27 protein-coding genes are annotated in these 20,457 nt (G+C 73.6%); 12 read left to right on the forward strand and 15 right to left on the reverse strand.

Annotation, left to right across the window (positions count from 1 at the left end; genetic code table 11):
- The first annotated feature begins 54 nt into the window (after positions 1-54).
- Entirely contained in the window at positions 55-222 is a 168-nt protein-coding gene (locus tag ACL02R_RS15100; RefSeq protein ID WP_412797398.1) for a hypothetical protein, read from the forward strand.
- A gap of 29 nt (positions 223-251) precedes the next feature.
- Here the strand turns inward: ACL02R_RS15100 and ACL02R_RS15105 are convergent, their stop codons facing one another.
- Positions 252-695, reverse strand: a complete 444-nt coding sequence (locus ACL02R_RS15105; RefSeq protein WP_412797399.1) for an HIT family protein — start codon at positions 693-695, stop codon at positions 252-254.
- A gap of 707 nt (positions 696-1,402) precedes the next feature.
- A complete protein-coding gene (locus ACL02R_RS15110) occupies positions 1,403-2,221 on the reverse strand; it encodes an NAD(P)H-binding protein (RefSeq protein WP_412797400.1) in 819 nt (272 codons plus the stop codon).
- An 83-nt stretch (positions 2,222-2,304) separates the two neighbouring features.
- On the opposite strand from ACL02R_RS15110, the gene ACL02R_RS15115 reads away from it, so the two are divergent.
- Positions 2,305-2,736 (forward strand): winged helix-turn-helix transcriptional regulator, encoded by a 432-nt coding sequence (locus tag ACL02R_RS15115; RefSeq protein WP_412797401.1) that lies wholly within the window; start codon positions 2,305-2,307, stop codon positions 2,734-2,736.
- Between the two features lie 152 nt (positions 2,737-2,888).
- On the forward strand, positions 2,889-5,078 hold the full coding sequence (gene helR / locus ACL02R_RS15120) for an RNA polymerase recycling motor ATPase HelR (protein ID WP_412797402.1): 2,190 nt from the start codon (positions 2,889-2,891) through the stop codon (positions 5,076-5,078).
- Positions 5,079-5,089: 11 nt separating this feature from the next.
- On the opposite strand, the gene ACL02R_RS15125 is transcribed toward helR, so the two are convergent.
- On the reverse strand, positions 5,090-5,413 hold the full coding sequence (locus ACL02R_RS15125) for a hypothetical protein (RefSeq protein ID WP_412797403.1): 324 nt from the start codon (positions 5,411-5,413) through the stop codon (positions 5,090-5,092).
- A 210-nt stretch (positions 5,414-5,623) separates the two neighbouring features.
- Here ACL02R_RS15125 and ACL02R_RS15130 point away from each other — a divergent pair, with 210 nt between their 5' ends.
- Together ACL02R_RS15130 and ACL02R_RS15135 are read left to right on the forward strand one after the other, a co-directional pair.
- The gene (locus ACL02R_RS15130; protein WP_412797404.1) at positions 5,624-6,028 is read left to right on the forward strand and encodes a nuclear transport factor 2 family protein; all 405 of its coding nucleotides are present in this window, start codon (positions 5,624-5,626) and stop codon (positions 6,026-6,028) included.
- Between the two features lie 153 nt (positions 6,029-6,181).
- On the forward strand, positions 6,182-6,913 hold the full coding sequence (locus ACL02R_RS15135) for a DUF3800 domain-containing protein (protein WP_412797405.1): 732 nt from the start codon (positions 6,182-6,184) through the stop codon (positions 6,911-6,913).
- A gap of 235 nt (positions 6,914-7,148) precedes the next feature.
- On the opposite strand, the gene ACL02R_RS15140 is transcribed toward ACL02R_RS15135, so the two are convergent.
- A complete protein-coding gene (locus ACL02R_RS15140) occupies positions 7,149-7,769 on the reverse strand; it encodes a hypothetical protein (protein WP_412797406.1) in 621 nt (206 codons plus the stop codon).
- A gap of 138 nt (positions 7,770-7,907) precedes the next feature.
- Here ACL02R_RS15140 and ACL02R_RS15145 point away from each other — a divergent pair, with 138 nt between their 5' ends.
- Together ACL02R_RS15145 and ACL02R_RS15150 are read left to right on the forward strand one after the other, a co-directional pair.
- Positions 7,908-8,930, forward strand: coding sequence for a hypothetical protein (locus tag ACL02R_RS15145; RefSeq protein WP_412797407.1), 1,023 nt, complete (start codon positions 7,908-7,910; stop codon positions 8,928-8,930).
- 23 nt (positions 8,931-8,953) lie between these two features.
- Entirely contained in the window at positions 8,954-10,063 is a 1,110-nt protein-coding gene (locus tag ACL02R_RS15150; RefSeq protein WP_412797408.1) for a hypothetical protein, read from the forward strand.
- Between the two features lie 258 nt (positions 10,064-10,321).
- Here ACL02R_RS15150 and ACL02R_RS15155 read toward each other — a convergent pair whose 3' ends face one another.
- From ACL02R_RS15155 to ACL02R_RS15175, 5 genes are all read right to left on the reverse strand, one after another.
- Complete coding sequence (locus tag ACL02R_RS15155) at positions 10,322-10,558, reverse strand: hypothetical protein (RefSeq protein ID WP_412797409.1); 237 nt, start codon at positions 10,556-10,558, stop codon at positions 10,322-10,324.
- 44 nt (positions 10,559-10,602) lie between these two features.
- Positions 10,603-11,154, reverse strand: a complete 552-nt coding sequence (locus tag ACL02R_RS15160) for a GNAT family N-acetyltransferase (protein WP_412797410.1) — start codon at positions 11,152-11,154, stop codon at positions 10,603-10,605.
- Between the two features lie 42 nt (positions 11,155-11,196).
- On the reverse strand, positions 11,197-11,583 hold the full coding sequence (locus ACL02R_RS15165) for a DoxX family protein (protein WP_412797411.1): 387 nt from the start codon (positions 11,581-11,583) through the stop codon (positions 11,197-11,199).
- A gap of 79 nt (positions 11,584-11,662) precedes the next feature.
- Positions 11,663-12,133 (reverse strand): carboxymuconolactone decarboxylase family protein, encoded by a 471-nt coding sequence (locus ACL02R_RS15170; protein WP_412797412.1) that lies wholly within the window; start codon positions 12,131-12,133, stop codon positions 11,663-11,665.
- A 149-nt stretch (positions 12,134-12,282) separates the two neighbouring features.
- A complete protein-coding gene (locus tag ACL02R_RS15175) occupies positions 12,283-13,167 on the reverse strand; it encodes a sigma-70 family RNA polymerase sigma factor (protein WP_412797413.1) in 885 nt (294 codons plus the stop codon).
- A gap of 151 nt (positions 13,168-13,318) precedes the next feature.
- Here ACL02R_RS15175 and ACL02R_RS15180 point away from each other — a divergent pair, with 151 nt between their 5' ends.
- The 3 genes from ACL02R_RS15180 to ACL02R_RS15190 all read left to right on the forward strand — a co-directional run bounded on the left by ACL02R_RS15180 (position 13,319) and on the right by ACL02R_RS15190 (position 16,003).
- A complete protein-coding gene (locus ACL02R_RS15180) occupies positions 13,319-14,758 on the forward strand; it encodes an ATP-binding protein (protein WP_412797414.1) in 1,440 nt (479 codons plus the stop codon).
- Positions 14,759-14,879: 121 nt separating this feature from the next.
- Positions 14,880-15,770 (forward strand): SMP-30/gluconolactonase/LRE family protein, encoded by an 891-nt coding sequence (locus ACL02R_RS15185; RefSeq protein WP_412797415.1) that lies wholly within the window; start codon positions 14,880-14,882, stop codon positions 15,768-15,770.
- 86 nt (positions 15,771-15,856) lie between these two features.
- Positions 15,857-16,003: a hypothetical protein gene (locus ACL02R_RS15190; protein ID WP_412797416.1), complete on the forward strand. Its 147-nt coding sequence runs from the start codon at positions 15,857-15,859 to the stop codon at positions 16,001-16,003.
- Positions 16,004-16,006: 3 nt separating this feature from the next.
- On the opposite strand, the gene rpmF is transcribed toward ACL02R_RS15190, so the two are convergent.
- Genes rpmF through rpmG form a run of 4 tightly spaced genes read right to left on the reverse strand, consistent with a single transcriptional unit; the run spans position 16,007 to position 17,845 of the window.
- Complete coding sequence (gene rpmF, locus ACL02R_RS15195) at positions 16,007-16,177, reverse strand: 50S ribosomal protein L32 (protein ID WP_412797417.1); 171 nt, start codon at positions 16,175-16,177, stop codon at positions 16,007-16,009.
- A gap of 37 nt (positions 16,178-16,214) precedes the next feature.
- Positions 16,215-16,451 (reverse strand): 30S ribosomal protein S18, encoded by a 237-nt coding sequence (rpsR, locus tag ACL02R_RS15200; protein ID WP_412797418.1) that lies wholly within the window; start codon positions 16,449-16,451, stop codon positions 16,215-16,217.
- A 43-nt stretch (positions 16,452-16,494) separates the two neighbouring features.
- A complete protein-coding gene (locus ACL02R_RS15205) occupies positions 16,495-17,667 on the reverse strand; it encodes a CobW family GTP-binding protein (protein ID WP_412797419.1) in 1,173 nt (390 codons plus the stop codon).
- A 13-nt stretch (positions 17,668-17,680) separates the two neighbouring features.
- Positions 17,681-17,845 (reverse strand): 50S ribosomal protein L33, encoded by a 165-nt coding sequence (rpmG, locus tag ACL02R_RS15210; RefSeq protein ID WP_412797420.1) that lies wholly within the window; start codon positions 17,843-17,845, stop codon positions 17,681-17,683.
- 70 nt (positions 17,846-17,915) lie between these two features.
- Here rpmG and rpmB point away from each other — a divergent pair, with 70 nt between their 5' ends.
- Both rpmB and rpsN read left to right on the forward strand, forming a co-directional pair.
- Positions 17,916-18,152 (forward strand): 50S ribosomal protein L28, encoded by a 237-nt coding sequence (rpmB, locus tag ACL02R_RS15215; RefSeq protein ID WP_362960218.1) that lies wholly within the window; start codon positions 17,916-17,918, stop codon positions 18,150-18,152.
- Entirely contained in the window at positions 18,152-18,457 is a 306-nt protein-coding gene (gene rpsN, locus ACL02R_RS15220) for a 30S ribosomal protein S14 (protein ID WP_362960215.1), read from the forward strand. Before rpmB ends, rpsN begins: the two co-directional genes overlap by 1 nt.
- Before the next feature lie 19 nt (positions 18,458-18,476).
- On the opposite strand, the gene ACL02R_RS15225 is transcribed toward rpsN, so the two are convergent.
- Together ACL02R_RS15225 and ACL02R_RS15230 are read right to left on the reverse strand one after the other, a co-directional pair.
- Positions 18,477-18,947, reverse strand: coding sequence for a pyridoxamine 5'-phosphate oxidase family protein (locus ACL02R_RS15225; protein ID WP_412797421.1), 471 nt, complete (start codon positions 18,945-18,947; stop codon positions 18,477-18,479).
- Between the two features lie 52 nt (positions 18,948-18,999).
- The coding region (locus ACL02R_RS15230) for a carbohydrate-binding module family 20 domain-containing protein (protein WP_412797422.1) at positions 19,000-20,457 on the reverse strand (1,458 nt) is incomplete at its 5' end.

A 20,457-nucleotide genomic window follows, 5' to 3' on the forward strand; every position in this document is an offset into this window, starting at 1 on the left:
CCGGGAACAGTCGCCGATGTCACCGGCGGACCGTGCGAATCGCACGGTGGGGACATGCGGTCCTGTGCCCGCCCCGGCAGCGCGCGAGGTCAGCCGCTCGGCCCGGACGCCACACCCGAACCGCCCGACAGCGTCGAGGACTTCCGGCTCCCCGCCGCGCTCGCCCGGGTACTGGCGCGTCCGGCCCTCCTCACCGGCATCCGCGCCGCGCCGCCCCCCTGACCCGTGCCGTCTCCAGCGGCTTGCGCGCGTCAGCGCGGATCGGCATCGAGGGCGGCCATTCCCGCGCGGACCGCCGCCGCCGTCTCGTCGAGCCGGCGGCGCTCGTGCACCCGCCAGTCCGCTTGCAGGCGGAACGAGTCCCCTGCGAAGCGCGGGAAGACATGCAGGTGGACGTGGAAGACCTCCTGGAACGCCGCCTCGCCGTCGGCCAGGAAGAGGTTGACTCCTTCGCACCGCAGGCCGGACAGCCGCAGTGCACGGCCGAGCCGGTGCGCCACCGCCCAGACCCGCAGTCCGGCGTCATCCGGCAGATCCGCCAGCCCTTCGGCATGGGACTTCGGGATGACGAGCAGGTGCCCCGGGGTCACGGGCTGGAGGACCATGAACGCCATGACCGTGTCGTCCTCGAAGACGACGCTGGCTTCCTCCCGGCCTCGCGCGATCGCGCAGAAGACACATCTGTCGCCGGACAACGCGGCCTCCGTTCAAAGACGTTCCTCGCACCGACGACACCATGTGCCGGGGCCCGGCGCCAGTCGATTTCCGGGGATGCCGGACAGGCAGGGGTCCGGCGAGGACTGCGGCCGCGCGCCAGGGAAGTCGTCGGCGCCCGTGGCCGGCGATCACGCTGTCCGCGTCCGGAACGGGTGACCAGGCTGCGGTGGCCGGCGGCGTCCTGCGACATCTGCGGGGTCGTCTGCGGTGCAGGTGGCGCCGCGTTGTCCGTCCGGGCCGATCCGCCGGAGTCCGGCGAGGGCCCGGGGTGGGAGTGGTCGCGTCGCCCCGCCTGGCCGTCCGGCGCCGCGGGGTGGAACGGACGCGCTGGGTGATCTCCCTCGCGTCCCCGCTCAGTTCGGTCGGTCCGCCGACGGCGTCGGAACAGCGGCCGGGGCCGTCGTACTCCCGGCTCAGCGCGACGGAGCGCGGCTGGGACGCGCAGCGGGTCGTCCGCTCGCAGAGGATGCCGCCCTCCCAGGCGATCACCCGGCGTCGGATCAGAATCCATCCCCACCGGAGACCGATCAGAAGGCCGCGCCATCATTCCCCCTCGTCCACGGGCATCCACGGGCATCGCCCGCGTGACTTCCCTGACTTTCCCAGGCAGGACGCGAGGGGACTACCGCCGATTCCCCGGCCGGGCGGCCGGGGCACCGCGTTCCGCGCCCCGGGGGAGGGCGCCTCAGCCGCGTGGCCGTCCGGCGGATGCCGCCGCCGTGGCCACCGGCAGCGGGTCGGTGGCCGGGCGGCCCAGCAACGTGGCGAGGCCGGGGCCGGTGGCGTCCAGGAAGCCGTGCCGCACGGCCGTCGCGATCGAGGCGAGCATCGGCGGCTGGAACGGCAGCAGCCCCGGCGTCTCCGCCAGCAGCCTGCGCCGGTACTCGCCCAGGCCGATCGCCCGGTGCGCCACCCCGAGCCGCCCGGCGACGTCCGCCGCCGTGACCGGCGCGCCGACCAGGTCGTACGTCCGCCCGGCGTGCGCCGCCGGGTCGGCAGCGACCACCGCCGCCGCCTCGGCGAGGTCCGCGCGGGCGACCGCCGCCAGGGCGCCGTCGCCGAACGCCGACTCGACGTCCCCGTCCTCCGCCCACAGCAGCAGGCCGCCGAACAGCTCGGCGTACAGCCCGTTGCGCAGGATCGTCCACGGCAGGCCGCTCGCCTTCACCAGCCGCTCGGTCGCCCGGTGCGCCAGGGCGAACGCGAGGTGGTCCCCCGCGCCGGTCAGGCTCGTGTAGACGACGTGCCCCACGCCGTCCCGCACCGCCGCGTCGAGGACGGCGCCGTGCCGCGCCACGACCCGGTCGTCCTCCGCGTACCCGGCGGAGACCAGCAGCAGGGTCGAGACGCCGGTCAGGTCGATGCCCGCCGGGTCGTCGAAGTCGAGCCGCCGCTGCCCGTCGGCCGGGGTGCGGCTGCCGCCCGCCGCCTGCACGCCCCGCGCCCGCAGCTCCGCCAGGGTGGCCGAGCCCAGGTGTCCGCCCGCTCCCGTGACCAGGATCATCGCGCTGTCCTCCGTCGTGCTTCGCTCCGGTAACTACGATCGATCCTCGAACGCGCCGGGAACCGCCACAAGGAGGCAGTTCGATGTCACCCACGCACAGGGAAGTAACCACACCGGTCGTCGAGCCCGCCGCGCTCGACCCGTGCGGCCGCGCCGGCCACCCCGACTGCGGCATCCGCGACGTGCAGGACCGCCTCGGCGACAAGTGGACGGTCCTGGTCGTCGTGGAGCTGGCGAACGGGCCGCGCCGCTTCCGCGAGCTGCAACGCGCGATCGACGGCATCTCGCAGCGCATGCTCACCCTCACGGTCAGGCGGCTGGAGCGCGACGGCCTCGTCCTGCGCACCGTCTACCCGACCGTCCCGGCGCAGGTGGACTACCGGTTGACGGAGAGGGGTGCGGAATTGACACATCTGATCAAGGCCCTGACCGACTGGTCCCTCGCGCACCGCCCCGCCATCGCCGACGCCCGCGAGGCATACGACCTCGCCCACCCCGGGCACGACATCCGCTGACGCCGGGTGGCAAAAAGAAAAGGCGGGGGGAGAACACTTCCCCTCGCCATACTCAAGGTATAGCGCAAGGGGGGCCTTGCGGCAAGGCCCCCATGGTGCCGCACAATCGCTCTCTCGCAGGCCGGAAACCGCCGAAACAGGAGATACGCGAAGTGCGCACCCCTTTGTCCCCGCTCACCCCCACCGACGACCCCGCCACCAGCGCGTTCGCCCTCCCCGACACCCTCGCCGCCAAGGCGGACCCGGCCATGATCGCCGACGACGAGCGGCACTTCGCGGCCGTCGCCCGCAGCGTCGCCGAAGCCGTCGCCGACCTGTCCGCCCAGCTCGACGCCGCGCGCAAGGCCCCGGGCGGCATCGGCCGCGCCGCCATGGACCGCGACACCGAGGTCCACCGCCTGTCGGGCCGGCTGCGCACCCTGCGCCGCTTCGGCCTCGACCTGTGCCTCGGCCGCGTCGTCCACGCCGACGCCCCCGAGCCCGTCCACATCGGCCGTATCGGCCTCACCGACAGCACCGGCCGCCGCCTGCTGCTCGACTGGCGCGCGCCCGCCGCCGAACCGTTCTTCGCCGCCACCCACGCCCACCCCCAGGGCCTCCTGAGCCGCCGCCGCTACCGCTGGACCGGCGGCCGGATCACCGACTACTGGGACGAGGTCTTTACCGCAGAAGGACTCGAAGGGCACGCCGCGCTGGACGACCAGTCCGCGTTCATCGCCAGCCTCGGCGGCGAACGCTCCGACCGCATGCGGGACGTCCTGTCCACCATCCAGGCCGACCAGGACGCGATCATCCGCGCCGGTGCGCAGGGCGCCCTCGTCGTGGACGGCGGCCCCGGCACGGGCAAGACCGTCGTCGCCCTCCACCGCTCCGCCTACCTCCTGTACGCCGACCCCCGTCTGCGGCAGCGCCGCGGCGACGTCCTGTTCGTCGGCCCGCACCGGCCGTACCTGGCCTACGTCGCCGACGTCCTCCCCAGCCTCGGCGAGGACGGCGTGCGGACGTGCACGCTGCGCGACCTCGTCGCCGAGGGCGCGGCGGCGGCCGACGAGACCGACCCGGAGGTGGCGCGCCTCAAATCGTCGGCGGACATGGTGCGCGCCGTCGAACGGGCCGTCCGGATCTACGAGGAGCCGCCCGCCAAGGGCCTGACGGTCTCGACCGGCTGGGCCGACATGTGGCTGGGCGCCGACGACTGGGCCGAGGCGTTCGACGCGCCGGGCCCGAGCACGCCGCACAACGAGGCGCGCGAGCAGATCTGGGACGCGCTGATCGAGATCCTGTGGGACAAGTACGGCGACGAGGACGACGAGGACGTCACGCCCGAGAAGTTCCGCGCGGCCCTGCTCCGCGACGAGGCGCTGGTGACGGCCCTCCACCGCGCCTGGCCGCTGCTCGACCCGGCCGACCTCGTCGGCGACCTGTGGACCGTGCCCGCCTACCTGCGGCTGTGCGCCCCGCACCTCGGCGCCGACGAGGTGCGCGCGCTCCAGCGCGACGACCCGCACGCGTGGACAGCCTCCGACCTGCCGATCCTGGACGCCGCGCGGCAGCGCCTCGGCGACCTGGGCGCCGACCGCCGCCGGCGCCGCCGCGAGGCCGAACTCGCCGCCGAACGCGCCCGCATGACCGACGTCATCGACCACATCATCGCGGCCGACGCGGACGGCGAGGGCGCCGTGACGATGCTCCACGGCCAGGATCTCCGCGACACCCTCGTGGACGGCCTCGCCCCGCCCGCCGGCGATCCGGAACCCCTCGCCGGGCCGTTCGCCCATATCGTCGTGGACGAGGCGCAGGAACTCACCGACGCCGAATGGCAGATGCTCCTCCAGCGCTGCCCGTCCCGCAGCTTCACCATCGTCGGCGACCGCGCCCAGGCACGGCACGGCTTCACGGAGAGCTGGGAGGAACGGCTGCGGCGCGTCGGCCTCCAGCGCGTCACGGTCGCCTCCCTCACCATCAACTACCGCACGCCCGAGGAGGTCATGGCGGAGGCGGAGACCGCCATCCGGGCCGCGCTGCCGGACGCGAACGTGCCGACGTCCGTCCGCAGCACGGGAGTTCCCGTCACGCACGGGACCCCCGCCGACCGGGACGCCATCCTCGGCGCATGGCTCGCCGCGCACACCGAGGGCATCGCCTGCGTCATCGGCGACCCGTCGTTCCGCGCCACGCCGCGCGTCAGGTCGCTCACCCCCGAGCTGTCCAAGGGCCTGGAGTTCGACCTGGTCGTGGTCGTGGACCCGGACGGCTTCGGCGACGGCATCGAGGGCGCGGTGGACCGCTACGTGGCGATGACGCGCGCTACGCAGCGCCTCGCCGTCCTCACCACACCCTGACGGCGGCGGGGTCATGGCGCCGTGCCCTCGCACGACGCCCTGACCCCGGGCCCGCCCGCGACATCGGTCGCCACGGTCGTGCCGTCCACGACGATCTGACAGCTGACGTCGCCCGAACCACCGCCCGCCACCCGCACGTTGAACAGGATCAGGTCCCCGCGCGCGGCTTCGAGCAGCACCGGCCCCGTCGGCAGACCACGCAGGTCCTCGCCCGACCGCCCGTTCACCGACCAGGTGAGGGACACCGCAAGGACCACGCCGCCGGCGCGCAGCTCCACCTGGCGCGGATCGGATGGGTCCGGCGGGATGTAGGCCACGGCGAACTCACGGTCCACGGCCTCCGGTTCCTCCTCACCACCCCGCCCCCCACCACAGCCCCAGCGCACCCCCGGCGATCACGACAGCACCCACGATCCCCACCACACGCCCCGCGCCCACAGGCTCACCCCTCCACTCGCTCACGGCACGGTACCGGCACGGCGATGAGTCCCCGGCGCGGCCGGAGTCACTTCCCTCGAAGCGACCCGGCCGCGCGAGGGAGAGACATGACCGACGACAGGACGCAGATCCGCGAGCTGGTCGAGAGGTGGGCACGGGCGGTGCACGCGGGCGACCTCGACACGGTGGTGGCCGATCACGCCGAGGACATCGTGATGTTCGACGTGCCGCCGCCGTACGAGGGCGTGCGTGGCCTCGCCGCCTACCGGGAGGTGTGGCCGCCGTTCTTCGCCTGGCAGGCCCAGGGCGCGTCCTTCGCCGTCGAGGACATCGAGGTGACGGCGGGCGCGGACGTCGCGTTCGCCCACGCCCTGCTCCGCTGCGGCACCCCCGACGAACTCGCCGCCAGACCGGGCTTCCGCCTCCGGCTGACCCTCGGCCTGCGAAAGGAGGCGGGCCGCTGGACCGTGGCCCACGAGCACCACTCGTTCCCCGACCTCTCTGGCGCCTGACACTCACCGAGTCGGGTTGCTACTGCGGGCGTTGACGCTACCGTCCCACTCGCCCGTGGAGTTTGTGCCATTTGGTATGCCCACTTTGGAATGAGCGACGGTGAGACGAGCGCTCGTAAGAATCGGGACTCGGCGCCGTGGAAATATCCGTCTGTGCTGTTGACCTACATTGATGAGTCGTACGACCGGAACCGCTATTGGATGGTTGCGTTGATGGTCGCGGAGCGACGGCTCAGACCGTTGCAGCGCGCCCTGGACGCGGTGGTCGACAAGGCCGCCGACAGCTACCCCGTGGATCGGCATGCCGAACTTCACGGCCATGCGCTGGTGCAGGCGCAGGACGACTGGGAGTGGATGGGCAGCAAGGGGCGGGACATGGTGCGTGCCCGTATCGGTGTCTACGGCGATGCGCTCAAGGCGATTCGGGACCACGAGGCGCGGGTGGTTGTGAGGGGGGTTGACCGGAACGCGCATCGTGCCTGGCCGTCGGGCGCTTCCGAGTATCAACTGGTTCTGCGGCATCTACTCGAACAAGTGTGCCGTCATGTGGAGGCGCGGAACGAGCTGGCTCTCGTCATCGCTGACGAAGTGGAGGGGGCTGACGACCATCGACTGCACTTCCGCGACTATCAGCGTGTCGGAACCGGTGGCGTCATCAGCAGCATGCTGCCGTGCCTCGTGGACACCATCCATTTCGCTCCGTCGAAGGCAAGCCGCCTCCTTCAAGCCGCAGATCTGATCGCCTACCTGCATCGCCGTCTGGCGAGCGGACAGGATGGCGATCCACGCTCCCGCCGGGCGAACGAAAAGCTGTGGTCCTATGTGCAGCCCTGTCTGGTGCACCATCGATGCTGGAGCCCTGGCCCGGAGCGGGGGAGCCTCTGACCCGTTCGGGCAGCACAAAGGCCCCGCGCAAGCGGGGCCTGAGGCGAACCGGGCATCGGCATCAGGACTGAGTTCCGATGCGATGTCACCTGATGCCGACGCTAGCACGCGGTGCCAAGCGGGTGCACTGCGAACGAAGCCTGAGGTCAATCGAACAAGCTTGCGGCAATCGGGTCGGCTCCGTCACCCGTCTGCCTCCACGAGAGGGCGCTGCCGCTGCAAGGTTCCTTCACCGCTACGGTCGGCCAGGAGCTGTTCCCCTGCACCCGAGTTCGTCGCGGTCCGCGTCCACGATCGGGGTGATGAGGTAGCTCAGGATGCGGGCCGATTCCTCGTCGTCCTGGGGGTGGAAGGTCTCCAGGACGATCGAGTGGGAGGTCGCGTCCTGGGGGTAGCGCGTGTCCGTTCCCCGGTTGTCGCACGTTCCCCGCGCCACGGCGGCGTGCGGCCACACGACCGTCTCGTACTCGGCGGGCATCATCTTCCCGTCGCGCATCTCGTACTCGTCGCCCCAGGCCAGCAGGTACATGTCCGGGGCGCGCCCGTCGGACTGGCCGATGTCGAACCGCAGGACCGTCTCGTCATCGACGGACACGGTGCAGTAGCTCAACCACGTGGTGCCGGGGCGGCCGCCACTGACCTCCAGCCTGCGGCCCGGCGGGAACAAGCCCTCGTACAAGGCCTGTTCGACGCGGAGGCCGCACAGGGTGTCGGGCAGCGCGTACTCGCGCTCGGCGGGCGCGCGGTCATCCGTGCAGGAGGCGGTGAGCACGGCCAGGAGGACGGCGGACACCGCTGCCCTGGGCGCGCGCTCACGCGCGGCGGCCCGGCGGCGTGCGCGCAGTTGTCGTCTCACCAGTACGATCCCCCCTGCTGTCCGGCGCTCCGCCGATCGCGTCACCGATCCCGGGCCCCAGCTTCGCACAGCGTCGCACACCCGCTGTCAACGCCCGTGTGCGCTCCGGGTATTGTTCCGTGCGATCAGGGGGGTCTGATGGGACGACGGATGACGCGGCGCGCCTGGACGGCGGGGGCCGTGGGCGTGGTGGCGCTGGTGCTGGCCGGGGCGGGCGCCGTCGTGTGGTGGCCGGACGGCGGGTCCCGGGCCGAGGACTGCGCCGGGTTCGGCGACGAACTGCTGGGCGAGACGGGCATGCCGCTGGAGGCGTCCGAGGCTTCCGGCGGGCCCGAGCTGGGCCGGTACGACTGCGTCATGACGTTCGGCTCCCGGGGAGGGCCGGACATCCGGGCGGTGACGGTGACGGACCGCGCGGCGGTGGAGGCCCGGCTGACGCGGGAGACCCTGGTGCCGGGGGACGGGGTACCCGCGCCTGTCGCGCCAGGACTGCCCGGCGTGGTGAGCAGGGAGAACGGCGTCGTCCTGGTGCAGGACTGCCCGCAGGTCCCCTCGGGTGCCGTCCTCACCAGCGTGGGGATGCACAGCTCACTCGGCCCGCGGCTCCTGACCGCCCTGGCCGTCGCGGCGGCGAACGACGGGGCGCGGCGGATGGGCTGTGAGATAACCCCCCTGTCGGCGCCGTTCGAACGGGAGGAGCCCGGGACGGGTCAGGCGGGCGGCTGCTGGGCATTCGGAGGGGACGCGGTCGGGTCGGTCCCGGCGGCGGAGCTGGTCCTCGAAGCCGGGGCCCGGTCGCTCGTCGCACCGCTGACCGGCTGCGCCGTGGCGACGGGCGAGAGCCCTGACGCGGACACCCGCGTCGCGCTGAGCGGCGTCTTCGGCGGGTGGAGCCTGCCGTGGCTGTCCGGGACGCTGTACGACGAGGACCGGCCGGTGCCGGTGGCCGGGGCATGGGCGGCCGGTTCCGCCGGCTGGGACAGCTACGCGCTCGCGCGGTGCGACGGCGAACCCGCCGTGTTCCTCGGCCGGATCGTGTCGTACGCGAACGACTCGCCCGACCTGGAGTTCGCGCACGAGGCGCTGGTGGCGTTCGCCCGCGAGCAGGCCGGAGCACGGGACTGCACGGATCTGCAACTGCCGCCCGCACCAGGGCAGTGACCACCGGAAGGGGAGGGGACGTCATGGGATCACGGAATCTCCGTCGGCTGATCAGCGGCGCCGTGGTGCTCGGTTCGATCGTGGTGGCGGTGCCGGTCCTGTCGGTGCCGCACCTCTGCTGGAGACCGCCGCAGACGGTCGCCGAGTGGGCAGAGGACCCCGCCGCGGCCACGGCCGCGCTGGACCCCGGCACACCGTCGCGGCCCGGTGCCACGGACCTGCCCGTCCTGCTGCGGATGGCCGAGCTGCCGTCGTGCGCGGACGGGCCGGACGGCGCTGACCTCCTCGGACAGGCGCTCGTGGCGGCCGCCACCGGCCGGACGGTGGCGGAGCAGGACGAGCCGCCGCTGCCCCACACGGAGGCGATGGCCCGCACCGCCACGCGCGTGGTGGAGGACGTCGCCGGCCGCTACCTCCGGATCGAGGGCCCGCTGGCCGTGCACATGGCGCGGGTGCTCGCCGCGTACGCGCGGGACGTCTCGGCGGTCCTGTGGCTGGCCGAGCTGTACGACCAGCCGGAGACGGCCGACCCGGTCCTGGAGGGAGAGGCGGAGTTCCATCCGCAGCCGCAGCGCCCCGGCTGGGTGACCGGGGCCCTGGTCCGGCAGCTCGCCGCCGACCCGTTGGCGTACGCCGTCCTGGACGACGCGTTCAGGGCCGACACCGCCGCGTGGCTCGACAGCACGCGGATCGACTCCTCGGGACGGGTCGTCCAGCCCGACGGCGAACCGCTGGCCCCCGGGCGGTACGGGCAGTTCGGCGAGGTCACCATCGGCCTGGCCGTCCTCGCGTCGGGCCGCGAGCACGCCCTGCTGGACAGCGGTGCCGACGTGGACGACTACGACCGCCAGGTGCTGGACCACACGCGGGGGACCTTCGCGCCCGGCACCCCCGCCACCGGAGACCCCGACGCCCCCGGTCTCACCGGCGCCGCCACCTCCCGGCCCGCGAGCGGACCGGCGGACACCGGACACCACCTCGACGGCCACGCACAGGTCCTCGCCATGGTCCAGCAGTGGGCGCGGGACCGGGGCATCTCCGCCGATGAGGACAGCCCGCACGTCTCCGCCCTCCTCGGCCAGTACCTGGGCGGTGTGATGGCGGTGCAGATGAACGCCTTCGACGACCTGTAGCCGCGCCCGGCGCGACGGCACGGGCCCCGGCCTCCGGCACCGTCGCGGGGACGCCGGAGCCGGCGGGACCCCGTGGCGAGCCGTCCGGGTGGTGGCGGCCGTCGGTCCTCGGCGGGTGCGCGCGCGTCCGCCGGACGCGGGGTGGCTCACCGCGCCCCCGTCAGGGCGTGGCCGCACGCTGCCTCGCGGCCTCCCGCTCGCGGTGTTCGGCGCGGACGCGCTGCCACGGCCTGACGGGGGCGGCGGTGTCGATGTCGGTCAGGATGTCGTCCACTCGGCGACGGTGTCGTTGATCCGCTCGTCCGTTCCGCCGGCGTCGATCCGGCGCGGCACGCGGCCGCGCAGCGTGTCCACGCCCTTGGCGTCGCGGAGCTGGACCTGGAGGGTCCTGACGAATCCGGAGTCGGGGGAGGGCGAGAGCCGCCGGTGCTCCGCGGGCTCGGGCGCGAGGAAATGCCGCCCGCTCCGCGCCGGGCTCCCGAGTGCGGGCGACACCTCCGGTGAACGCCGCGTCGGGGCCTCTCAACCCTCCGGCGGCGTCAGGCGGTTCCGCCCGGCGGCGGGGTTCGGGTGCCCATCCACTGGTCGGCGCCCCACTCCTCGAAGCGCAGCGTCTCGGTGAAACCCAGCCTCGACGCGAGGCGCAGCGCGCGGTCGTTGGCGGTCTGGGTGCAGAGCACCACCGGTTCGCCCGGGAGTTGGGCGGTGTACCAGGCGAGTGCCGCCGCGCACGCCTCGGCGGCGTAGCCGTGTCCCCATGCCTGCGGCAGGAACAGGAAGCCCAGCTCGGCCTCCCCGCCGTCCGGGCGGACCCGACTGCGGTGTTGCTCGCCGCGCCGGTTCAGTTCCACTGTGCCGATCATCGTGCCGTCCCGCTCGACCACGAAGAGGCCGGGGCGCCTGCCGGGGATCTCCGGCATCGCGCGTTCCACCTCGTCACGCGGCCGGGCGCCGCCCACGTGGGCGCCCACCTCCGGCGAGGCGAACAGTTCGACGAATGCCGTACGGTCCCCGGCCTCCGACTCGCGGAGCACGAGCCGTTCCGTCCTGATCGGCGCGGGCGGCCAGGCGAAGCGCTGCGGTTCGGTCATACCGGGGAATCTACCGGCGGCCCGTGGGCGGGCGTACGCGGGTCAGCCGGTGAGGGGCTCGGGGCCGAAGCGGCCGATGGCGACGAAGAGGGCCAGGGCCAGGTAGGCCGCGTCGATCAGCATGTAGGTCAATTCGTGACGGCGTATGCGCAGCGCCGTCGCGCCGGCCATGATCACGGCCAGGCCGAGCGCGGCCGACGGCACGAGACCCGGTGCGATGTCCAGCAGGGCGGGCACGACGAGCCCGGCGGCGCCCAGGACTTCGAGCGCCCCGATGGCCTTGACGGTGCCGGGGCGGAATTCCGTCGCCCAGCGGGAGGCGTCGTTCATGCCGCCGAGTTTCCCGTGCGGTATGAGGAGTTTGGTGCTGCCGGAGAACAGATAGGCGACGGACAGCAGCCAGGCGACGGTCCACAGTGCGGTGTTCATGATGCGTGCGTTCCTCGGGGGTCGGAGGCCGGGCGGGTCCGGGGACAGCCGGGCCCGCCCGGTGGCGTGGGCCGTGGGGTCAGGCGTGCGCGCCGACGGCGTAGTCGCCGCCGACCTGGCGGGTGATCACGTTCAGCCGGTTGAAGGCGTTGATGATCGCGATCTGCGCGGTGAGAGCGAGCAGTTCGTGCTCGTCGAAGTGCTTGGCCGCGTCCGCCCACACCTCGTCGCCGACACCACCGCCGTCGGCGAGGCGGGTGCCCGCCTCCGTCAGGGCCAGCGCGGCGCGCTCCGCCTCGGTGAAGACGTTGGTGTCCCGCCAGGCCGCTATCAGGCTCAGCCGCAGCACCGACTCACCCGCGGCGGCGGCCTCCTTGGTGTGCATGTCCAGACAGCCCCCGCAGCCGTTGATCTGGCTGGCGCGGATCTTGACCAGCTCAAGGACGGCGGGCGGCAGGGTCGAGTCGGTCACGACCTTGTCGGCCGAGACCAGGTACTTCACGAGCTTGGGGGCGAGCGCGCTGCCGAAGACGTTGAGCCGGGCTTCCATGACGACCTCCGTCGTGGTGGTGGGTCCTTCACTCCTTATGACGGCCCAGCCCGCCCAGACGTGACAACGCCCAGGTCGGAGGCCCTTCCGGGCGGGGCGGCGCGGAGGGCCCGGACGTCGCGGAAGCCGCGCGGGCTACCGCGAGGACCTCACCCCGGGTGGGACGGGAGGGTCATGGTGGCGAGGCGGGACGGGTCGCTGACGGAGAGCATCTCGGTGATCCGGCCGTCCACGACCGTGCACGACATGATGCCGAGCAGCTTCCCGGCCCTGTTCCAGGTGACGAGTCCCGCCTCGCCGTTGACGAGTGCCGGCCGCGCCGTGACCGACGCGCGGGCGCCGTGCCGGACCCGGGCCGCCACCTCCTCCGCGCCCACGCGGACGACCACGCCGCGCGCGGTGTACGAACGCCAGGTCACCCCCGGGTCGAGAATCCGCACCAGCCCCTCGAAGTCCCCCTCCCGCGCCGCCGCGAGGAACGCGTCGACCACCTCGCGCTGCCGCCGCCGCTCGTCGGCCGGGCGGTACGTGCCCCGCACCTTGCGGCGGGCGCGGCTGGCGAGCGTCTTCGTCGCGTCCGCCGACTTCCCGACGACCGGGCCGATCTCCGCGAACGGCACGCCGAACATGTCGTGCAGCACGAACGCCAGCCGCTCGGCCGGGCCGAGGGTGTCCAGCACCACGAGCAGCGCCAGCCCGACCGACTCCGCCAGCAGCGAGTCGTCCTCCAGCGACGCGCCGCCGCCGTCCTCGGCCACCGTGATCTCGGGCAGCCGCTCCTCGTACGACTCCTCGGGCCTGGCCTGGCGCGACCGCAGCACGTCCACGCAGATGCGGCCGACCACGGTGGTGAGCCAGCCGCCGAGGTTGCCGATCTCCGCCGCGTCCTGGCGGGCCAGGCGCAGCCACGCCTCCTGCACCGCGTCCTCGGCGTCCGCCCGCGAGCCGAGCATCCGGTACGCCACCGCGACGAGCCGCCCGCGCTGCTCCTCGAACGCTCCGGCGAGTACGTCGTCCGGGCCCGCTGCCACCATGGCGTCACCTCTCTCGCACGCGCTACGTCAGCACTATGACGAACGGGCCGCCGCCGACGTAACAGCGGTCCGCCGACAGGCACGCCGCGGCATGTAATGGTAGATTCGATCTACGTAAGATTTGGTCTACCTTTTCAGGCGGTGGGTGCGGGTGGAGTTCCAAGGCCGGGGCGCGGATCTGGCGCTGCTCGCGGAGCAGTACCGCATCGTCGCGGACGGTGAGGGGAGCACGCGCGGGCGCGCCGTCACCATGATGGGGCGCCGCCGGGTCGGCAAGTCGCGGCTCGCCCAGGAGTTCTGCGACCGTTCGGGCGCCCCGTACGTCGTCTTCCAGGCCACGCGCGACCGCGACCCGGCGGCCGAGCGCGCCGACTTCGCCGCGACCGTCGGGCGCGCCCCGTTCCCCGGCGCGGAGCTGGTCGCCGGACTCCGGCCGCAGGACTGGAACCAGGCGCTCCGCTCCCTGGCGCTTGCCCTCCCCGACGACCGGCCCGCCGTCGTCGTGCTGGACGAGGTGCCGTGGCTGGTCGGGCAGGACCGGGAGTTCGAGGGCGCGCTCCAGACCGTCTGGGACCAGTACCTGTCCGCCAGGCCCGTCCTGCTGCTGCTGGTCGGCAGCGACGTGTCCGTGATGGAGGCGCTCCAGACCTACGGCCGCCCGTTCTTCGGCCGGGCGACGCCCATGACCGTCCGGCCGCTCGACCCGGCGGACGTCCGGGACATGACGGGGCTGGGCGCGGCCGAGGCGGTGGACGCCCACCTGATCACCGGCGGGTTCCCCGAGATCGTCCAGTCGTGGCGGCCCGGCATGGGGCGCGCGGACTTCCTGCGCGCCTCGTTCGCGCATCCGCTGTCCCCGCTGCTGGCGGCCGGGGAACTGTCGCTGCTGGCGGAGTTCCCCACGGCGTCGCACGCGCGGGCCGTGCTGGAGGCGGTCGGCAGCGGCGAGCGCACGTTCGGCGCCATCGCCGCCCAGGCCGGTGGCTCGGGCGCCCTGCCGTCCGGGACGCTCACGCCGCTGCTCACCAGGCTGCGGGACAAGCGCATACTGGCCGCCGACCTCCCGCTGTCCACCAAGCCCGACAGCAAGAACAAGCGGTACCGCATCGCCGATCCGTACCTGCGGTTCTGGCTGGCCTTCCTCCAGCGCTCGATCCCGCTCATCGAGCGCGGCCGGGGCGATCTGGCGCTCGAACGCGTCGAGCGCTCCTGGACGGCGTGGCGCGGGCGGGCGGTCGAGCCGCTCGTCCGCGAGGCGCTGCTGCGGCTGCTGCCGGACGGGGACTGGCCCGACATCGAGGCGGTCGGCGGCTGGTGGAACCGGCGGAACAACCCGGAGATCGACCTCGTGGGCGCGGACCGCGAACCGGTGGCGCGGCGCGTGCGGTTCGCCGGGTCGGTGAAGTGGCTGGAGACACAGCCCTTCGGCCGGCACGACTACGACGCGCTGGTCCGCGACGTGCTCGCCGTGCCCGGCGCCGGCCCGGACACGCCGCTGGTCGCCGTCTCGCGCTCGGGGGTGGCGGAGAGCCTGCCGCTGGCCGCCCACTGGGGCCCGGAGGACCTGCTCGCCGCCTGGCGCCGCCCCTGACCGGTCCGGCCGGGCGGGACGGGTGTTCCGGATCGTGGGGCCCGGGACTTACAGAGGGACTGCAACGTGTGATGGGATGCGCGCGCAAGACTGTTCTGTCTTCGAAAGCGAGTGCGTGCGCATGCAGTTCACCCCTGTGATCGACGGCTGGTCCTTCCTGGAGGGGCCCCGGTGGCGCGACGGCCGGATATGGGTCTCCGACTTCTACACCGCACGCGTCCTGGCCGTCGAGCCGTCCGGGGCGACACAGGTCGTCGCGGCCGTGCCGCAGCAGCCGTCCGGCCTCGGCTGGCTGCCGGACGGGCGGATGCTGATCGTGTCCATGCGCGACCGCAGGCTGCTGCGGCGCGAGCACTCGGGCGAACTCGCCGAGCACGCCGACCTGTCGGCGTTCAGCGACACGCACCTCAACGACATGGCCGTGGACGCGCGGGGCCGCGCGTACATCACCACCTTCGGCTTCGACCTGATGGCCCTCGCCCCCGTGCGCGACGGCGCGCTGCTGCGCGTGGACCCCGACGGGACCGTCAGCGAGGCGGCGGGCGGGCTCAAGTTCCCCAACGGGCCGGTGATCACGCCGGACGGCCGCACCCTGATCGTCAACGAGTCGTGCGGCAACCGCGTCACCGCCTTCGACATCCACCCGGACGGCACCCTCGGCGGGCGGCGCGTCTGGGCCGACTTCGGCTCGCTGCCCGACACCGACGACGTCATGCAGATCATGGCCTCCCTCACCGTCGCCGCCGACGGCTCCGCGCTCGACGCCGACGGCAACCTGTGGGTCGCCGACGCCATCCACCACCGCGCGCTGCGCATCGCCCCGGGCGGCGACATCCTGGACGAGATCCCCACCGGCGAGGACAACGTGCTCGCCCTCGCGCTCGGCGGCGACGACGGGCGGACGCTGTTCCTGTGCCTGGTGCCGAACTTCTTCGAGGAGGAACGCCGCGCCACCCGCGTCGCCCGCATGGTCAGCACCCGCGTGGACGTACCCCTCGCCGGACCGGCCTGAGCGGCGGCCGTACGCTGCCCGTCCCCGCCGGGGAGGAAGGGCATCCGGGGCGGCACGGCTGGAACCGCCCCGGCCACCACCTGGCGGTGCTCGCCCGGAGCGAGACGGCCGTCGAGGCGGCCGAACGGCGCATGGACGCCCGGCGCGCCGCGCTCAACGCCGCCCAGGACCCCGGCCTGCCCAGGCCGGCGCGGCTGTTCGCGGCGGTGGGGGAGCGGTCCGCGCTCCGGTGACGTTCAGCCGCCGGGGCGGAGGTAGCCGCGCTCGTACGCCTTCAGCAGGCGGCGGGGAACGAGGTGGCGTACGCCGTCGATGGTGACGGGGACCAGCTCCGGCGTGGCCGCCTTCCACTGGGCGCGGCGGTGACGGGTGTTGCTGCGGGACGTCTTGCGCTTGGGTACGGCCATGGGAACCTCCTGGTGAGGGGCGGTGGACGGGCGGGTGTCAGCGGCTCGCGTACGGGAGGAGGGCCATCTCCCGCGCGTTCTTGACGGCCTTCGCGAGCTGCCGCTGCTGCTGGACGGTCACGCGGGTGACGCGGCGGCTGCGGATCTTGCCCCGGTCGGAGATGAACTTCCGCAGCAGGTCGGTGTCCTTGTAGTCGATGTACGTGATCCCGGCGGCGTCCAGCGGGTTGGGGCGGGGCTTCTGCTGGCGGCGCGGATCGGTGCGGCGGGCCATGGGGGCTCCTGTCGGGGTGTCGGGGTGTCGGGAAGGCGTCGGGTCAGGAAACGGGGTCGAGGAGGCCGTCGAAGGCGTCCGGCCAGCGCTTCCACGCGTCCGGTCCCGCGGCCAGCTCGGCGTCGGTGAGCAGGCACGATTCGAGGACGTGCGTCAGCCCGTCGCGGTCGAGTCCGGGCGACGTGAACACGAGGTGCTGGCAGCGGTCCCCGTGCTGCGGATGCCAGTCGAGCGCGGCGGCGGCGCGGCGTACGGGCGGGACCAGGTCCCAGGCGGCGTCCGGCAGGGAGGCCAGCCACGGCCCCGCGCTCTCGACGCACAGCGCGCCGCCCGCCGCGTCCCAGGCGAGGAGGGTGTCGGGCCGGTCGGCCAGCCAGAAGCGGCCCCGGCTGCGCGCGGCGGCGCAGCTCAGGTCCTCCAGCGCGGCGTGCAGCCTTCCCGGGTGGAACGGGCGGCGGCGCCGCCAGACCAGGGTGGCGACGCCCGCCTCGTCCGCCTGCTGGGGGAGGAGCGCGCAGGCGGCGTCCTGGGCGTCGGCGGCAGCGGCGACGTCGAAGCCGGCGAAGGCCAGCGCGGCGAGTTCGCCGGACGCGGCGGGCACCTGCCGTGCGGTGGGATGGAGTTGGGTGAGGAGCGCACGGTCGGTGGCGTCGGCCGTGCCGTCCTCGACGAGCGCGAGGACCGGCGCGTACTCCAGCTGCCTGGCCCAGGTGTCGCCGACCGTGCGGTTGTCGGTGGGGGCGGTGGCGAGTCCGGCGTCGGCGAGGTCGTCGCCGTTCGCCAGGCAGGCGAGGGCGAGCGCCGGATCGACGGCCGTGAACACCTGCGTGAGGACGAGGGCGCCGTCCGCGTGGGCGGCGACCGCCTCGGCCATGCCGCGGGGTTCGACGGAGTCCCACAGTTCGAGGACGGCGAGCCGGGTGTCACCCTCGTCGGCCAGCCTGCGCAGCTCGGGCACCAGATCGGCGCGCAGGGCGCAGCAGGCGCAGTCGTTGACGAACGGGGTGACACCGTGGGACAGCTCGCCCGAGGCGTCGCGGACGATGCGCTGGACCGTACGCGGATCGGTGCCGTCCGCCGCGCCGGAGAGGTCGTGGTGCAGGGCGACGCTGCCGGGAACGGCCCTCAGCAGCCGGGCTGTCACGGTCCTGCGCGCGTCGGCGTGGAGCCCGGCGACGATCGCGACGGGCAGCGGGCGGGTGGGGCGGTGCGACATGGGGGTTCGGTCCTCAGCGTTCTTCGCGGAAATCGACGTGGCGGCGGACGACCGGGTCGTACTTGCGCAGGACGAGGCGGTCGGGGTTGTTGCGGCGGTTCTTGCGGGTGACGTACGTGTAGCCGGTCCCGGCGGTGGAGCGCAGCCGGATGACGGGGCGGATGTCGTTGCGGGCCATGGCAGGTACTCTATGACAATGATTTCCATTAGCGGTAGGCGCTCCCGCGCCGAGAGAGGCAGGTAACACCGTGTCCGCCCACTGCCAGCTGACCGGCGCGCACCCGCGCTTCGGGAACGCGATCTCCCACTCCCACCGGCGCACCCGCCGCCGGTTCGACCCCAACATCCAGTCCAAGCGCTACTGGCTGCCGAGCGAGGGCCGGTACGTGCGGCTGCGGCTCAGCGCGAGCTCGATCAAGACGGTGGACCGCATCGGCGTCGAGGCCGCCGTCGCGCGCATCAGGGCCCGTGGGGAGAAGATCTGATGGCGAAGAAGAGCAAGATCGCGAAGAACGAGCAGCGCAAGGCCGTCGTCGCCCGGTACGCCGCGCGCCGCGCCGAACTGAAGGAGGTGCTGCGGTCGCCCGCCTCCACCGAGGACGAACGGGCCGCCGCCCAGCGCGAGTTGAGGCGCCAGCCGCGCGACGCCAGCGCCACGCGCGTGCGCAACCGCGACGCCGTGGACGGCCGCCCGCGCGGGCACCTGCGCGCGTTCGGCCTCTCGCGGGTGAGCATGCGGCAGCAGGCGCACGCCGGTTACCTGCCGGGGGTCACCAAGTCTTCCTGGTAGAGCGCCGCTCCCGGCCGCGTCACCAGCCGGGCGGCTTCGCCGTGCCCAGGGCGCGTGTGACCGCGATCTCGATGACGACGCGCTCCGGGTTGGGGCGCGGGGCGTGCCGGTACCGCTCGGCGTAGCGGCGCTCCGCGTCGGCCACCGACGCGGGGTCGTCCCGTACGACGGCGGTGCCTTCGAGCGTGCACCACAGGCGGCCCTCGGCCTGGCTGACGGCGACGGCCGCGCCGGGACCGGCGGCGAGCAGGTTGCGGACCTTCCTGCTGCTCGCGCTCGTGATGACGCGCGCGGTCCGCGTCGCGGCGTCGTACGTCACGCCGACCGGCACGAGGTGCGGGGTGCCGTCCGGGCGGCGCGTGGTGAGGAAGCACGTCCTGCGCTCGCGCCAGAAGGCCTCGCCCGGCCGCGGGCCGGGGTCCGGCGTGGGATCGGTCACGGGGCGTGCTCCTCGCTGTGCGGACGGCCCGGCGCCCGCGCCCGCCGTCATGCCCGGAGGCTACCGGACGGCCCCCGCCGGGGCAGGCGGGGGCCGTCCGCGCTCAGCCGCGCCACACGTCGTTCAGCAGCACCCTGCCCCCGCCGCCCGGCACGGTCGCCGTACGGTTCGCGCCCGTCTCCCACACCACGCCAGGCTGCCCGTCCGCCGTGCGCACGTACTTGTACGCGAACGCCGTCCCCGCCGGCAGGTCGATCCCCGCCTGCCACAGCGGATACGACCCCGGGTCGAGCGGCACCGCCCGCGCCGGGTCCCACCCGCCGAGCTGCGGCACGTCACCCACCACCGCGATGTGCTCGCCCCACACGGTCGTCGCCCGCACGGAGAACGCCGCCCCGTCCGCGCCCTCCCCGCCGTCGCCGGTGCGCGAGAAGACCGTCACCGACAGGCTCCCCGCCGTCCGGTCGCCCGGCCGGTCCGCCGCGCCGCCCGCGTCGAACACCGTCGTCCACGACCCGGCGGGCAGCGCCACCGTGTAGTCGGCGTCCGTCGGGTTCAGGACGACGACGGTGTCGTACGCCGTCGGCGCGGCCGGGTCGGCGCTGATCGCCGAGACCACGACCTCGCCGTCCGCGCGCGTCGCCATCCGGTCGCGCACCGCCTCCCAGCTCGTCAGCCGCAGCGCGGGCGTGGCGCGGCGCAGCGCGATGGCGTCGCGGTAGTAGCGGAACGTGCCGGCGTGCGCCGCCTTCTCCGACCAGTCGAGGGCGTTCACGTCGTCCCCGGCGCGGTAGGAGTTCTTCGCCGTCTCCCAGTCGCCGTCCACGACCTTCGAGTGCAGGAACTCGTCGCCCTCGTGGAAGAAGGGGACGCCCTGCGACGTCATGACGATGCCGGTCGCGAAGCGGTCGATCCGGCCCGCCCTGCCGTCCTCGCCGCCGGTGGCGCCCGAGTAGATGATCTTGTCCCAGAGGTTCAGGTCGTCGTGCGCCGACACGTAGTTGAGGGTCTGCGCCGGGTCGTGGGCGAAGGACGGGTTCCACAGGTCGGGCAGCGGCGCCGTGCTCTTCGTCTCCAGCGGCGAGCCGCGTACGCCGCGCACGACCGCCGCCGGGTCGCCGTCGCCGTTCATGTACGCCATGGCCGTGTCGCGCGAACCGCCCTTCACCGCTTCGCGGAACGCGCCGTTGAACACGCCGATGCCCGCGTCCGCGAGCGTCGGGACCGTGCCGTAGCGCACCTTGGACGGCTCCTGCGCGTCGGTGCAGCCGCCGCACCACGGCTCGCCGTGCAGTTGGAGGCCGCGGTCGGGGTACGTCTCGCGCAGGTACGTGCCCCAGGCGGCGGCCGACTCGTGGTGGTGCACGCCCAGCAGGTCGAAGCGGAAGCCGTCCACGTTGTAGGTGCGGACCCAGAACTCCAGGGAGTCGCGGATCATGCGGCTGACCATCGGGTTGCCGTCGTCGAGGGAGTTGCCGGTGCCCGACAGGTCGGTGGGCGTATAGTACGCGCCGGTGATCGGGCCGAACACGTCCTGGCTGTACGTGTGGTTGTAGACCAC

Source organism: Streptomyces sp. MS19, from assembly GCF_047200595.1.
GTDB lineage: Bacteria > Actinomycetota > Actinomycetes > Streptomycetales > Streptomycetaceae > Streptomyces.